Source organism: Epibacterium sp. Ofav1-8 (genome assembly GCF_022348185.1).
In the GTDB taxonomy this organism is placed as follows: Bacteria; Pseudomonadota; Alphaproteobacteria; order Rhodobacterales; family Rhodobacteraceae; genus Epibacterium.
The window spans coordinates 23,050-36,851 of record NZ_JAKRFD010000013.1 but is presented as its reverse complement, the minus strand read 5'-3'; the positions used below and the strand labels follow the sequence as shown (position 1 = coordinate 36,851).

At 62.7% G+C, this 13,802-nt stretch carries 13 protein-coding genes; 9 read left to right on the top strand and 4 right to left on the bottom strand.

All coding sequences use genetic code 11. The features are described 5' to 3' along the window. Positions 1 to 63 precede the first annotated feature (63 nt). The 9 genes from nhaC (at position 64) to MHM97_RS18395 (ending at position 10,226) form a co-directional block, all read left to right on the top strand. Positions 64 to 1,518, top strand: coding sequence for a Na+/H+ antiporter NhaC (gene nhaC / locus MHM97_RS18435; protein ID WP_239324222.1), 1,455 nt, complete (start codon positions 64 to 66; stop codon positions 1,516 to 1,518). 240 nt (positions 1,519 to 1,758) lie between these two features. Beyond that, positions 1,759 to 2,847, top strand: coding sequence for a LacI family DNA-binding transcriptional regulator (locus tag MHM97_RS18430; RefSeq protein ID WP_239324220.1), 1,089 nt, complete (start codon positions 1,759 to 1,761; stop codon positions 2,845 to 2,847). 4 nt (positions 2,848 to 2,851) lie between these two features. Next, entirely contained in the window at positions 2,852 to 3,847 is a 996-nt protein-coding gene (locus MHM97_RS18425) for an ABC transporter substrate-binding protein (protein ID WP_239324218.1), read from the top strand. Between the two features lie 63 nt (positions 3,848 to 3,910). Then, complete coding sequence (locus MHM97_RS18420) at positions 3,911 to 4,714, top strand: ABC transporter permease (RefSeq protein WP_239324216.1); 804 nt, start codon at positions 3,911 to 3,913, stop codon at positions 4,712 to 4,714. Positions 4,715 to 4,718: 4 nt separating this feature from the next. Beyond that, positions 4,719 to 5,507, top strand: coding sequence for an ABC transporter permease (locus MHM97_RS18415; protein ID WP_239324214.1), 789 nt, complete (start codon positions 4,719 to 4,721; stop codon positions 5,505 to 5,507). Further along, positions 5,504 to 6,535, top strand: a complete 1,032-nt coding sequence (locus MHM97_RS18410; RefSeq protein WP_239324212.1) for an ABC transporter ATP-binding protein — start codon at positions 5,504 to 5,506, stop codon at positions 6,533 to 6,535. Before MHM97_RS18415 ends, MHM97_RS18410 begins: the two co-directional genes overlap by 4 nt. Further along, a complete protein-coding gene (locus MHM97_RS18405) occupies positions 6,535 to 7,350 on the top strand; it encodes a phosphodiesterase (protein ID WP_239324210.1) in 816 nt (271 codons plus the stop codon). Before MHM97_RS18410 ends, MHM97_RS18405 begins: the two co-directional genes overlap by 1 nt. A gap of 192 nt (positions 7,351 to 7,542) precedes the next feature. Continuing rightward, the gene (locus MHM97_RS18400) at positions 7,543 to 9,057 is read left to right on the top strand and encodes a malonate--CoA ligase (protein WP_239324383.1); all 1,515 of its coding nucleotides are present in this window, start codon (positions 7,543 to 7,545) and stop codon (positions 9,055 to 9,057) included. Between the two features lie 146 nt (positions 9,058 to 9,203). Then, positions 9,204 to 10,226 (top strand): nucleotidyltransferase family protein, encoded by a 1,023-nt coding sequence (locus MHM97_RS18395; RefSeq protein WP_239324208.1) that lies wholly within the window; start codon positions 9,204 to 9,206, stop codon positions 10,224 to 10,226. A 46-nt stretch (positions 10,227 to 10,272) separates the two neighbouring features. On the opposite strand, the gene MHM97_RS18390 is transcribed toward MHM97_RS18395, so the two are convergent. The 4 genes from MHM97_RS18390 to MHM97_RS18375 all read right to left on the bottom strand — a co-directional run bounded on the left by MHM97_RS18390 (position 10,273) and on the right by MHM97_RS18375 (position 13,776). Then, positions 10,273 to 11,163: a hypothetical protein gene (locus MHM97_RS18390; protein ID WP_239324206.1), complete on the bottom strand. Its 891-nt coding sequence runs from the start codon at positions 11,161 to 11,163 to the stop codon at positions 10,273 to 10,275. A 30-nt stretch (positions 11,164 to 11,193) separates the two neighbouring features. After that, positions 11,194 to 11,802, bottom strand: a complete 609-nt coding sequence (locus MHM97_RS18385; protein ID WP_239324204.1) for an acyltransferase — start codon at positions 11,800 to 11,802, stop codon at positions 11,194 to 11,196. A gap of 3 nt (positions 11,803 to 11,805) precedes the next feature. Then, positions 11,806 to 12,951 (bottom strand): dTDP-4-amino-4,6-dideoxygalactose transaminase, encoded by a 1,146-nt coding sequence (rffA, locus tag MHM97_RS18380; protein WP_239324202.1) that lies wholly within the window; start codon positions 12,949 to 12,951, stop codon positions 11,806 to 11,808. A gap of 156 nt (positions 12,952 to 13,107) precedes the next feature. Next, positions 13,108 to 13,776, bottom strand: a complete 669-nt coding sequence (locus MHM97_RS18375; protein WP_239324200.1) for a TetR/AcrR family transcriptional regulator — start codon at positions 13,774 to 13,776, stop codon at positions 13,108 to 13,110. Positions 13,777 to 13,802 lie beyond the last annotated feature (26 nt).

Below are 13,802 nucleotides of genomic sequence, written 5' to 3'. Positions count from 1 at the left end.
ACTCGGTGATGCCCTCATTGAGGCCAGGTCACGGTTCGCCACCCAACAGAGAGGACATGTTTCATGCCATTACAAAAAACGGACGTTCGTCCATCAATCGGTCTGGCGCTGCTGCCGATTGTGCTGACGCTCGGCATCCTTGGGGTGCAGATCTTCTATTTTGGGGATTTTACCCCGCATATCCCGCTGGCCATTGGTATCGCATTGACGGCCGTCGTGGGCCTGATCGAAGGCCTGAGCTGGGATGAGATCGAGAAAGGCGCATTCCATGTGATCGCGGTCTCCTTTCCCGCCGTCTCGGTTCTGATCCTTGTCGGCATGATCGTCGGCACATGGATCGCCTCGGGTACGGTTCCGACATTGATCTATTACGGGCTGTCGCTGCTGTCGCCGCAGCTGTTTCTGGCTGCGGGCATGATCCTGTGTTCCATCGTCTCCTTGGCGCTTGGGACAAGCTGGGGCACCGTGGGCACCGTGGGTCTGGCGCTCATGGGCATTGGCGAAGGCTTTGGCATTCCTGCATATTGGACCGCAGGCGCGGTGGTTTCGGGGGCCTTCTTTGGCGATAAAATCTCGCCCCTGTCGGACACCACCAACCTTGCGCCCGCCGTGACCGATACGCAGCTGTTTGACCACATCCGCAACATGCTGCCGACCACGGTTCCGGCCATGCTGATTGCGCTGGCGATCTATACGGTGATGGGCTTCAACCTTGGCGAAGGGGAGCCGTCCTTTGAACGGATCGAGAGCTTTAAGACCGCGCTGGATGGCTCTTTTGACATCACGCCCTGGCTCTTGTTGCCCGCTCTTTTGGTGATCGGGCTTGCGATGTTGAAGATGCCCGCAATTCCGACGCTGTTCATTGGTGTTATGGTGGCGTCGTTGATTGCGATCTTTGTGCAGGGCGCATCGGTGCATGACGTCTTTACCTATGCCAACTACGGCTACTCGGTTGAAACCGGGGTGGAGGCGATGGATGCGCTGATGAACAGGGGCGGCATTCAGTCGATGATGTGGACCATCTCGTTGATCCTGATTGCGCTTGGGTTTGGTGGCGCGCTGGAGCGCACAGGCTGTCTGGCCGCGATCATCGAGCTGCTGACCAAGCGGGTCAAATCCATCGCTGGCGTGCAGACCTCGGCGATCCTGTCGTCGATGGCAACCAACACCGTGGCAGGCGACCCCTATCTGTCGATTGCGCTGCCGGGTCGGATGTTCAAGCCGGTTTATGACCGTATCGGCTATTCGCGCCTGAACCTTGCCCGCGCCACCGAAGAAGGCGGCACCATCATTTCGCCGCTGATCCCATGGAACGCAGGCGGTGCTTTTGTAATCTCGGCGCTGGCGCTGGGGATCTCGGAGGGCAAGATGGAGAATCTTCTCTATATCCCGCTGTCCTTTGCCTGCTGGCTGGCGCCGGTGTTTGGCATCTTCTACGCATGGACGGGTTTCTTTACGCCCAAGGCAGAAGAGACCGGCGAACAGGCACCCACCGGTGCGCACCAGGCCGCCAAATAAACTGACGCGGACCTAAAACAGAGAGGCTGCTCCGGTATCGACCGGGGCAGCCCTTTTTGTTGCCGCGATCCCGCGATCTGCGCAACCGCATCCTCCACGCGTGAAAATCCTATTCGGAACGGCCACCGGCAACGCGCAGCGGAAGTGTCAAACGATCCGCCGGCGACCTCGGCCTTTGTCATATTCCTGAAAAGAATCCTCTTTATCAGGTATGGAAACGTTTCCAATCGAGTCTGACGAATGGACCAGAAGCAAAGAGTGACCATCAAGGACGTCGCGCGCGCCGCCGGCTGCGGGATCGCAACGGCAAGCCGGGTTCTGAACAAATCCGGTCCGGCCAGTGCTGAGGTGCGTGCGCGGGTTGAGACCGCAGCGCGCGATCTGGGGTTCTCTTTCAGCGCCATCGGACGCGCGTTGCAGGGCGGGCGCAGCATGACGATCGGCTGCCTGGTTCCCTCGCTGACCAATCCGGTCTTTGCAGAGGCGGTGCAAGGCGCGCAGGAGGTGTTGTCGGGCGCGGGCTACCAGCTGCTGATTGCCAGTTCGAATTATGACGGTGATGCCGACAACGAGGCCATCGCGACCCTCGTCGCCAAGGAAGTTGACGGGCTGATCGTGACCATGGTCGCCCCCGAACGCAGCGCGGCCCTGAACCAGGCGCGTGACCGGGGTGTGCCGGTGTCATTGATGTTCCACGATCCGCTGGACGGGTTCGTGACCGCTCATGTGGACAATTTCGAGGCCGCGCGAGAGGTCGCGCGACGCTTTGCCGATCTTGGTCACCAGCGCACGGCCTTTCTGTCGCTGCGGTTCTCCAGTTCGGACCGGTCGCGCAACCGCTATGCGGGATTTCATGCCGAGTGCAGGGCACGAGGCCTGCCGGATCCGGCCCTGATCGAACTCGACGAAGCCGAGGCGAATACGCCTGCTATTCTGGCCGAGGTTCTCTCCTCGCTTGGCGGGCTGACGGCGATCTTCGCTTCAAACGACTTTTTGGCCATCGCCGTGCAAAAGGCCGCCCGCCTGGTGGGGAAAAGCGTCCCGAGGGACCTGTCGGTTGTCGGCTTCGACGGGATCGACGTCGGGCGGTTATTGGACGTGCCTCTGGCGACGATCGAGACGGCACCGGAGGCCATGGGGCGCCAGGCCGCGCAGACTCTACTGGACATGATGCAAGGTGGGGGCTGCGCGCAGCGACCCCCGTTGCCATTCGATTTCCGTGCAGGGGCCACGCTAGCACGCCCCCGGACGGAAAGCCGTGACGACGACCAGGTTGCCGCCTGGCCGCCGTCTGTTCACTCGCTCAAGACCGATCTCAAACAAGGATGAACCCATGAAACATACTGTTCTTGCCGCAGCCTTCGCAACCGCGATCGCTGCACCTGCCTCTGCCGAGGATGCTGTCTGCTACAATTGCCCGCCACAATGGGCGGACTGGGCCTCGATGCTGGAGGCCATCGACGACCGCCTCGACATTCAGATGCCGCATGACAATAAGAACTCCGGCCAGACCCTGAGCCAATTGCTGGCGGAACGTGCAAGCCCCGTTGCCGACGTTGCCTATTATGGTGTGACCACCGGTATCAAGGCCGGGAATGAGGGCGTCGCGCAGCCGTACAAGCCCGCAGGCTTCGATGACATCCCCGAAGGCCTCAAGGACCCCGAAGGCCGCTGGTTTGCTGTTCACTACGGCACACTGGGCCTGTTTGTGAATGTCGATGCCTTGGGCGGTGCGCCGGTGCCGCAATGCTGGGCCGACCTGACCAAGCCGGAATATCGTGGCATGGTCGGCTATCTCGATCCGTCGTCGGCCTTTGTCGGTTATGCCGGTGCGGTGTCCGTGAATCTGGCCAACGGCGGTGATCTCGAAAATTTCGATCCAGCGATCGCCTATTTCAACGCGCTGGCCGAAAACGATCCGATCGTACCCAAACAGACCTCTTTCGCGCGGGTGGTGTCGGGCGAGATCCCGATCCTGTTCGACTACGACTTCAATGCCTATCGCGGGAAATACGAGGAAGACGGCAATTTCGAGTTTGTATTGCCTTGCGAAGGCTCGGTTCGGGTGCCCTATGTCATGAGCCTGGTCGCCGACGCCCCGAACCCCGATGCCGGCAAGAAGGTGCTGGATTTCATCCTGTCGGATGAGGGGCAGGCGATCTGGACCAACGCCTATCTGCAGCCCGCGCGGCCGGTAGATCTGCCTGCCGAGGTGGCGGCCAAATTTCTGCCAGCCGCCGAGTACGAGCGCGCCGTCGCGGTCGACTACGCCGAGATGGAAAAGGCGCAGGCCGCGTTTGGCGAGCGGTATCTGAACGAGGTCAAGTAACGTCGCTCTTCAGGCCGGGCGGACAGTGGTCCTGCCCGGCCGTCTCTTGCATCGGAGCCGCTGATGATCCAACGCCATTTCCTGACGCTGTGCCTGCTGCCGCTGGCGATTTTCACTCTCGCCTTTCTGGCGATCCCGCTGGGTCGCCTGGTCCTCGCTGCGGGCGAGGGTGACGCAGGCTGGGCCATCTACCTGCAGATTCTGCAAACCCCACGGTACCTGTCGACGCTGGGGCAGACCGTCGTGGTGTCGCTGGCCGTCACCGTGGCGGCGCTGGCGATTTCCACCACCGCCGGGCTGTTCCTGGTGCGCAACCGGTTCGTGGGCCGCAATACGCTTCTGTCGATCCTGACGTTGCCGCTGGCCTTTCCCGGCGTTGTCGTGGGGTTCATGATCATCCTGCTGGGCGGACGGCAAGGGTTGGTGAACCAGATCCTGCCCGGTCATTGGACCTTTGCCTATTCGATCACGGGCTTGTTTCTGGGCTATCTCTATTTCTCGATCCCGCGCGTATTGCTGACGGTCATGGCTGCAGCGGAAAAGATCGACCCGGCGCTGGAGGAATCGGCCCGGACCCTGGGCGCGCCGCCGTTGCGTATTGTCATTGACGTTTTGCTGCCGGCGCTGGCGCCTGCGTTGATCGCCGCCGGGGCGATCGCCTTTGCCACAGCCATGGGCGCCTTCGGCACGGCCTTCACGCTCGCCACCGACATCGATGTGCTGCCGATGGTGATCTATACCGAATTCACGCTGTCAGCGAATATCGCCATGGCATCTACTCTGTCCGTGGTGCTGGGGCTGGTGACCTGGGCGCTGCTGCTGATCGCGCGAAGCCTGTCGGGAACAAACGTTGCGGCAGGAGGATAGGACGATGAAATCCTTCACCAAAATCATACCATTATTGGTCACTTTGCTAACTTGCGCGTTTCTCCTGATCCCGATCATCCAATCGGTTCTTGCCGGGCTGACGGTGAACTACTTTCGCGGGTTGTCCTCGGGGTTGACGCTGAAATGGATCGGCGAGGTCTGGATGCTCTATTCCGGTAGCATCTTCTTGTCGGTCGGGCTCGCACTGGCCTGTCTGATCGTCACTCTGGTCCTGGGTGTGCCTGCCGCCTATGCTCTGGCGCGCAATCCCGGTCGTGCCTCGCGCGTGCTGGAAGAGTTCATTTCGCTGCCCCTGGCCATTCCGGGTCTGGCCTTGGCTCTGGCGCTTTTGCAGCTTTATGGCGGCTGGACCGAGTTTCGTACCAGCTGGCTGTTTATCCTTGTCGGTCACGTCCTCTACACGCTGCCGTTCATGGTGCGCTCGGTCCTGTCCGTGCTGGCGGCCATTGACCTCAAGACGCTGGAGGAAGGGGCTGCCAGCCTTGGCGCGGGGCCGGCGCGGCGTTTCATTGACATCGTTGTGCCGAATGCGATGCCCGGCATCCTTGCCGGGGCGCTCACCGTGGTCACCCTGTCGATCGGCGAGTTCAACCTGACATGGATGCTGCACGTACCCTATCTAAAAACCCTGCCCGTGGGCCTGGCTGACAGCTACGCCTCGATGCGGCTCGAAGTGGCGTCGGCCTACACGCTGGTCTTCTTCGTGATGATTGTGCCGCTTCTGATGGCCATGCAATGGGCCAGCGCACGCGCTCAAAGGATCATGCAATGACACTGACACTAACCAATATCGCCAAGACCTTTCCCGGCGGCACACGGGCGCTGTTGCCCACCGACCTGGAGATCGCCAAGGGCGAGATCCTGTCGCTGCTTGGTCCGTCCGGATGCGGAAAATCCACGCTGTTGCGCATCATTGCCGGGCTTGAAACACCCGATCCCGGCGCGTCGATCGTTTTTGACGGCGAGGAGGTAACGCATCAGTCCGTTGAAACGCGCAAGATTGGCATGGTGTTTCAGTCCTATGCATTGTTTCCCAACATGTCGGTGCGCGGTAACATCGGCTACGGCCTCAAGATGCAGAAATTGTCGCGCGCGGACATCGACGCGCGGGTGGACGAGGTCATCGCCCTGTGTCGCCTGGAGGCCTATGCCGACCGCGCGATCACCGCGTTGTCAGGCGGTCAGCGTCAGCGCGTGGCTCTGGCCCGCGCCATGGCCCCCCGTCCGCGGGTGCTGCTGCTGGATGAGCCGCTTTCGGCGCTGGATGCTGCCCTGCGTGGCCAGTTGCGGGACGAATTGGCGATCCTGCTGCGCCAGTTCGGCATAACCGCGATCTTTGTCACCCACGATCAGGACGAGGCCATGGCCATCGCCGACCGTGTCGCGGTCATGAGTCAGGGCGCAGTGGCACAGATCGGCACGCCCGAGGCGCTATATCGCAACCCCGCCACCGGCTTTGTGGCGCGCTTTGTCGGCGATGCGATGCCACTCGGTGGACGGATCGAGGCCAGTCGATTGCACCTGCCGGGTGGGGTGATTGACCTGCCGAAACCCGCCGACGGTCAGGAGGTCCTGGTGCGGGCCGAGGATGTCCGGATCGAGCCGCAGGGGGCTGTGACCGCTCGCGTCGAAGCCGTGACTTTTCTTGGCACGCATTACCGCATCGCGCTGACCGGAGCGACCGAGGCACCGCTTTTTGCCTTGCATACCGGCCTGTCCGCACCCAGACCGGGCGAGGATGTCCGTCTGTCGATCCCGACCGAAGCGCTCTTGATCCTACCAAAGGCAGGGGCTGCCTGATGACCGGTTTCATCCAGATCACCGACACCCACATCGTCGCCCCGGGCGCGCTCGCTTGCGGGCGTTCGGATACGGCCGAGGCCCTGCGCCGCGCAGTTGCGACGATAAATGCAAAGCTCCCCAGTCTGGACGGGATCGACTGCGTCATCGTGACCGGCGACCTGACGGATCACGGCGCGCCTGAGGAATACGCCCATTTCACCTCCATCATGGCTGAATTGAAACGGCCCTGGCTGGCGGTGCCTGGCAATCATGACACGCGCGAACCGATGCGCGCAGCCTTTCCCGATGCAGCGTGGATGCCAACGCAGGGGCCTATCCACTGGGTGCGCGAACTCGGGCCCTTCACCATTGTCGGTCTCGACACCCTGCAGGAGGGTGCGCGCCATGGAGCGCTCGGTTCCGAGGGGTTGGCGTTTCTTGATACGGCGCTGGATGATTTGGGCGATAAACCAGTCATTGTCGCCACGCATCACCCTTGGATACATGCCGGGATTCCCGCGATGGATACCGATAACCTGCATGACGGTGCGCAATTGATGGCGCGACTGGAGGCCTATCCCGGCCCCATTCGGATGATTTCGGGCCATGTCCATCGCGCTGTCGTCGGTCAAATCGGTCGTATCACCTGTCAGATCGGACCCGCCACCTGCCACGCAGTGTTGACCGACCACCACGCTGCCCGCGACCCGCAGCTGGTCCTGGAACCCGGCGCAATCACGGTGCACCGCTGGGTCGAGACGCCCAGTCCAGGTTTCGTATCCGATGTAATACCGATCGGCGCCTTTTCCGGCCCCTGGCCCTTCTCCGATTGAACTGTTCCTGCCAGATCGACTTCCGAGACTGGTCAGCTGGTTGCCCCATCTGGTATTGGAGGCCGCAAGATGACCCCGTCGGCAAAGCGTCTGCCCGCAACGTTTGTGCCGCATGCGGTCGACGACACATGCAATGAGCATCCCCTCGCGGCCTCCATCGCCAGCGGGCAGGTTCAGGAAAGGCAGCGCACCATGGCAAACCCGTTATATGACCGCCTGTTCGGCATCCACGCCGGCAAGTCCACGCCTTTTCTGCATTTGCAATCCGGGGCGGTGATAAGCCATCAGGATTTCCTTGGCAGGGCAGCACAAATCGCACATGTGCTGACACACTCGGGCCTGAAACCGGGAGACCGGGTGGCGGCGCAGGTCGAGAAGTCCCCCGAGGCATTGGCACTCTATGCCGCCTGCGTACAGGCCGGGTTGATCTTCCTGCCGCTGAACACCGCCTATACCGCCGAGGAACTCAGCTATTTCATCGAGAACAGCGGTGCATCCGTGGTGGTCTGTGACCGCCGCAACGAGGCGACGCTGCTGCCGATTGCCCGTCAACTCGGCGCTGCGCTGGCGACGCTGAACGCCGATGGCACCGGCACCTTGATGGATCAGGCCGCGGGTATGCCGACATCCTTTGCCACCGTTGCCCGCGACGCTGAGGATCTGGCAGCCTTTCTCTATACCTCCGGGACGACCGGGCGCTCCAAGGGGGCGATGCTGACCCAAAACAACCTGTTGTCCAATGCCGAGACTCTTGTCCGGGAATGGCGTTTCACCGCAGATGACGTGCTGTTGCACGCGCTGCCGATCTTTCACACCCATGGCTTGTTCGTCGCCACGAACATCACCTTGGTGTCGGGCGGAAGCATGATCTTCCTGCCGAAGTTCGATCTCGACCTGGTGCTGACGCACTTGCCGCAGGCCACCACGATGATGGGGGTGCCCACCTTCTATACCCGGTTGCTGGGGGATGAGCGGTTCACGCGTGATCTTGCCGCGCGAATGCGGCTGTTTGTCTCCGGCTCGGCGCCACTGCTGGCCGACACCCATGCGCAATTCGAGGCGCGGACCGGTCATCGGATCCTGGAACGCTACGGTATGACCGAAACCAACATGAACACCTCCAACCCCTATGCGGGCGAGCGCCGGGCAGGGACCGTGGGTTTTCCCTTGCCCGGGGTCGATCTGAAGATCACCGACCCTGAAAGTGGTGACACGCTGCCACAAGGGGAGGTGGGCCTGATCGAAGTGCGCGGGCCAAATGTGTTCAAAGGCTATTGGCAGATGCCCGAGAAAACAGCCGCCGAGCTGCGTGCCGATGGGTTCTTCATCACCGGTGATCTGGGGCGCGTGGATGAGGACGGCTATGTCCATATCGTCGGACGCAACAAGGATCTGATAATCTCGGGCGGCTACAATATCTACCCCAAGGAAATCGAACTGGTGCTGGATCAGCAGCCGGGCGTTCTGGAGAGCGCGGTGATCGGTGTGCCGCATCCTGATTTCGGGGAAACCGTGCTGGGCCTCATCGTGCCTGAACCGGGCAAAGCCCCCGATCTGGAGGTGATCGCGGAAACGGCAGGGCAGGCACTCGCGCGCTTCAAACACCCACGCCGGTTGCTGGTGCTGGACGAATTGCCGCGCAACACCATGGGCAAGGTGCAGAAGAATATTCTGCGGGAGCGCTATCAAGATATGTTCGCGGAGTGAGCCTAGCCCCCGGCTGCGGACGCCGGCATGTGCACAGGTGATGCCCGTTTGGTGCTGAAGAACAGGTGATGTTCAACGGACTATCTTTTTGTTGAACATGCGCTATGATCAACAGAATAAAGTTTTGTTGAACACGCGAGGAGGCCATGCTGGATCGCCATTCTGCGCTTGCCCATGCGGCCTACCACGACCTGCTACGGTCACTGCAAGACGATGCGGTGTCGGAGATCCGGGGCACGCCGACCAAAGTGCTGCGCAACGGGCGCAGCTATTGGTATGACAGCTACCGCATCGGTTCCGACGTGAAAAAACGCTATATCGGCGAGGACAGCGCGGAGCTGCGCGCGCGACTGGATCAGCATGAGGCGCTGAAGGCCCAGCAGGACACCCGCCGACGCAACCGGACGCGGCTGGTGCGCTTGCTGCGGGCAGAGGGGTTTCTGGGGCTGGATGCGGCGACGGGGAGCCTGCTGGCGGCGCTGGCGAAATCGGGCGTGTTCCGGCTGGGTGGCACGATCGTCGGCACACATGCCTTTCGGCTCTATGAAGGCGAGCTTGGGCTGCGGTTCGGCACCGATATGGCAGCGCAGACCGATGACATCGACGTGGCGAGTTTTTCACATCTGTCGCTGGCGCTGGAGGATATTGCCGCCCCACCGCTGGAACAGGTGTTCCGGGATTTCAGCTTTGCCCCGCAACCCAGCCTACAGGCCGGGCGCAGCTGGCGCTGGAAACAGACGCGGGGGGATACGCTGGTCGAGTTCCTGACACCGGCCTTTGGCGAGGATGAGAGCCTGCGCCCCTTGCCGGCGCTGGGGGTGGATGCGCAGGGGCTGCATCATCTGAATTATCTCATCGCCGATCCGATCCGGGCGGCGATCACCTACCGCAGCGGCGTGCTGGTGCAGATCCCGCAGCCGGAGCGGTTTGCCATTCACAAGCTGATCGTCGCGGAGCGGCGTGCGGCGGCGGATGCGCTGAAGGCGGAAAAAGACCGGCGTCAGGCGGCGTTCCTGATTGCGGCGCTGGCAGAGGACCGCCCAGATGAATTGCATGACGCCTATGCGGATGCGCTGGAACGTGGTCCCAAGTGGCGCGCGCGCATCGCAGCCAGCCTGGACCGGATGCCACAGACCAAAGCCCGGATAGACGCCGTGCTCGGATCCTAGGGGCAGATCCTGGGGGTCAAGGAGGGCAGGGGGTTTCGGCCCCCAGTCAGGCGCTGCTGTGGCGCGCCTGGGTGCGGGTGACAAAGGCCTTGACCGTTTCCAGCCCGGCCTGCTCTTGCGCGTCCAGAAGCGGCGCAACCTGGTCGCGGGTGGCGCGGGCATGGGCGAGGTCGTCCAGCCCGTAGGCGACACCAACCCGACCGATCGGATGCGCGGCCACCCAGTCGGCACGATCCGCGAAATAGCCCGGCACGATAACGCTGTCGCAGCCGCAGATGGCGGCATATTGCGAATAGAAGGTGGCCTCGTCGTAGCTGTAGAACGTGTCGCACCGGTTGAAGACGGCCGCGGTTTCTTCATGCGAGAGACCGTCGACACAGATCGCGTCCTCGGTCTCCGGGATGCGCGGCTTTTCATGGCCCTTGCGCACCATGTAGCAGGCGCCCTTGCGTTCGGGACGGTTTTCGTTGCGATAGACCGGATTGCGCCGCCACAGGAACAGGTCCTGAGCGCCGCCGGTGATTTTTGGCAGGTCAGACATCTCGCCCGCGCGAAAGAACATCTCCCCGGGGCCAAAGTCATAGGGGTCCTTCAGTCCCGGCTTGTAGAGGAGCCACCGCGCCACATGCGCCGCGCCGAGCGGATTGCCGAGCGTGACTTCGGGGTAGACCACCACGGTCTCGGAGCGCAGATCCGCGGGTCGGGCCACCCGGGTGCGCAGGGTCGGGTCCTGCGGCAGCCGCATGGGCTTGCCCAGCATCCGGCGCAGGCGCTTGCGCAGCGGTGGCCTGGGCGTCTCCCACCAGGGCCAGAGCGCAGCATCCTCGCCCAGGGTGGTCAGCGCATGGGCCAGTTGATGCAGGAAGATCGACCCGCCGCTGTCGGGGTCATACGCCGGGGCGTAGATCAGGTAGTTGGCGCGGGGCGTTTCAGGCATAGGGCAGGGGCCTTGGCAGCAAGGGAGGGGTCAGGAAGTGGGAGGCGACGGCCGGGGCTTGGCGGCGGCGTCTTCCGCCTCAGCTTCGGCTTGCAACAGCGCCTGCTCCTGCGCCAGCAGATCGCGTGCGCGGGTCTTGCCGGGCCGCGCGGGCACCCCGGTGAGGATGGTCCAGGGCGCGCAGGACCGCAGCACCACCGCACCCGCGCCGACCGCCGCGCCTTCGCCCAGCTCGACCCCCGGCGCAATCACCGCATTGGCGCCGACAATCACGTGGCGTCCCAGCGACACCGGCGCCTTGTGCTCCGCCTTGTATGCGGCGGGAACCGTCGGATTGGTCAGCGTCGCGCCGGAATAATCGTCGGATTGCGAAAACACCTTGACCCCGTAGGCCAGGCCCGAGAAGTCGCCGAAGGTGATGCCCAGCGATCCCCCCGCGACCAGGCAGAGCGGCGCAATATGCACATTGCGCCCGGTCACCACCCGTCCCGAGACCACGCAGAAGTCATCGATGCGGGTGTGATCGCCCAGCGACATTTTTTCCGGCTCGTACAGAGAGGCCTTCTCGCTGATCCGCACATTGCGCCCCAGCGCGGCAAAGCCCATGTTTTCCAGAGTTTCCTGGGTCAGATAGGCCATGGGTCAGCGCGCCTCCGCAAAAAAGTCATGCACCGCCGCGATCACCGCGTCGATGTCGTCGCCGAGCGTGTAGAACAGCGGCAGTCGCAGCAGGCAGGCGGAGGTCCGGTCAGTCACCGGCAGCGGATCGGCGGTGCGCCCGTAGGTCTGGCCGGCGGGGGCGGAATGCAGCGGCACATAGTGGAATGGCGCAATGATGCCTTGCGCCCTGAGGGCGGCAATCAGCGCATCGCGGCGGGCCTGATCCGGCAGCAGAAGGTAGAACATGTGGCCATTGCCGGTGGTGTGCGCCGGGATCACGGGGCGGCGCAGCTGGCCTCGGGCCTCCAGATCGGCAAAAGCAGCCATGTAGTGATCGAACTGGGCGCAGCGGCGCTGGCGGATCTCGTCCTGGAGTTCCAACTGCCCATGCAGGAAGGCGGCAATCAATTCGCCCGGCAGGAACGAGGAGCCCAGGTCGACCCAGGTGTATTTGTCCACCTGACCGCGCAGGAAACGGGAGCGGTTGGTGCCCTTCTCGCGGATGATCTCGGCGCGCTCCACCAGGTCCGGACGGTTCAGGGTGAGCGCGCCGCCTTCGCCGCTGATGATGTTCTTGGTCTCGTGAAAGCTGAAAGCGCCCATGTCGCCCAGGGTGCCCGCCTGCCGCCCCTTGTAGGTGGACCCATAGGCCTGGGCCGCATCCTCCACCAGCATCAGGTCATGCGCCCGGGCAATCTCTGCCAGCGCATCCATATCGGCGGGAAATCCGGCGTAATGCACCGCAAAGATGGCGCGCGTGCGGGGCGTGATGGCGGCGCTGACCCGGGCAGGGTCGATATTGAGGCTGCGGGGATCGATGTCGACAAACACCGGCACCGCGCCGCGCAGTACTACTGCATTGGCGGTGGACACAAAGGTGAAGGAGGGCATGACGACCTCGTCCCCCGGCGCCAGATCACACAGCAGCGCCGCCATTTCCAGCGCCGCGGTGCAGGAATGGGTCAGCAGCGCGGCGCCGGCCCCCGTGGCGGCCTCGATCTGCTGGTGGCAGAGACGGGTGAAATGGCCATCGCCGGACAGCTGGCCACGGTTGATGGCCTCGGTCACCCAATGCAGTTCGCGGCCTACAAAAGAGGGGCGGTTGAAGGGTATCTTGGTTTCAGCCACGCGTCGGCCTTTCTGCATCACCTGCCATCAGAGCCTCTGTTTCTCATTATCACTGGCAGGAATCCAGCCCAATCACCCGCGCAAAGTGCTCCGCGACATTCGACGGACAACACGGATAATACACTTCCGGTGATGCCACTGCGGGTTAAATAAGATTTAGCCAGCTTCCGCGTTGTGCAGAAAATCCTCAAACCCCAACAGGAAGCTGCGCACCCGGCAGCGGATCAGCGATTGTATCTCCACCTGGCTGGGCACCTTGTAGACCCATTGCCGCACCCCGAGGTAGAAAATGCTGGCGTGAAACCCCCAGATCAGCTCCATCGCCATTTCATGATCCTCTGGCCGGACCAGATCGCCCCGTCCCATGTGGGCGAGTTGCTCTTGCAGCAAAGGCTCGAAGATCCGGCGCCGCAGCATCGCGGTATACCGCTGCGAGATCACCGGATCGTCAAAGGCGGACAAGAGGAAGATCCGCACCCAGTCCTTTTGCAGAACCACCTTTGCGTAATCCACCAGGTAGCGCTCCAGCCGGTCGGACAGCGGCAGGCTGCGGTCGCGCAGGATCTCGTCCCATTCCGGGTTCCAGCGCCCGACATAGACCCGATCATAGATCTTCTCGACGATCTCTTCCTTGGTCGCGAAATAGCGATAAAGCAGGCTCTGACTGACGTTGAGATGGCGTGCCAGTTCCCGGGTGGAAAACGCAAAGCCGTGGTCGGCGACATATTCGATGGCCCCGGTCAGGATCAGATGCTCGCGGTCCTGCGGTGACAGGCGCGTGCGTTTCTTCTTGGCAGCAGGCGGGGCGGCGGGATCGTGTGTCATTGAGCCCTTGCGGTCTGGTGGAAATC

Excerpts from the sequence above, each read along its gene's own strand:
- nhaC (WP_239324222.1), top strand. The coding sequence starts at position 64 with ATGCCATTACAAAAAACGGACGTTCGTCCATCAATCGGTCTGGCGCTG.
- MHM97_RS18430 (WP_239324220.1), top strand. The coding sequence starts at position 1,759 with ATGGACCAGAAGCAAAGAGTGACCATCAAGGACGTCGCGCGCGCCGCC.
- MHM97_RS18425 (WP_239324218.1), top strand. The coding sequence starts at position 2,852 with ATGAAACATACTGTTCTTGCCGCAGCCTTCGCAACCGCGATCGCTGCA.
- MHM97_RS18420 (WP_239324216.1), top strand. The coding sequence starts at position 3,911 with ATGATCCAACGCCATTTCCTGACGCTGTGCCTGCTGCCGCTGGCGATT.
- MHM97_RS18415 (WP_239324214.1), top strand. The coding sequence starts at position 4,719 with ATGAAATCCTTCACCAAAATCATACCATTATTGGTCACTTTGCTAACT.
- MHM97_RS18410 (WP_239324212.1), top strand. The coding sequence starts at position 5,504 with ATGACACTGACACTAACCAATATCGCCAAGACCTTTCCCGGCGGCACA.
- MHM97_RS18405 (WP_239324210.1), top strand. The coding sequence starts at position 6,535 with ATGACCGGTTTCATCCAGATCACCGACACCCACATCGTCGCCCCGGGC.
- MHM97_RS18400 (WP_239324383.1), top strand. The coding sequence starts at position 7,543 with ATGGCAAACCCGTTATATGACCGCCTGTTCGGCATCCACGCCGGCAAG.
- MHM97_RS18395 (WP_239324208.1), top strand. The coding sequence starts at position 9,204 with ATGCTGGATCGCCATTCTGCGCTTGCCCATGCGGCCTACCACGACCTG.
- MHM97_RS18390 (WP_239324206.1), bottom strand. The coding sequence starts at position 11,163 with ATGCCTGAAACGCCCCGCGCCAACTACCTGATCTACGCCCCGGCGTAT.
- MHM97_RS18385 (WP_239324204.1), bottom strand. The coding sequence starts at position 11,802 with ATGGCCTATCTGACCCAGGAAACTCTGGAAAACATGGGCTTTGCCGCG.
- MHM97_RS18375 (WP_239324200.1), bottom strand. The coding sequence starts at position 13,776 with ATGACACACGATCCCGCCGCCCCGCCTGCTGCCAAGAAGAAACGCACG.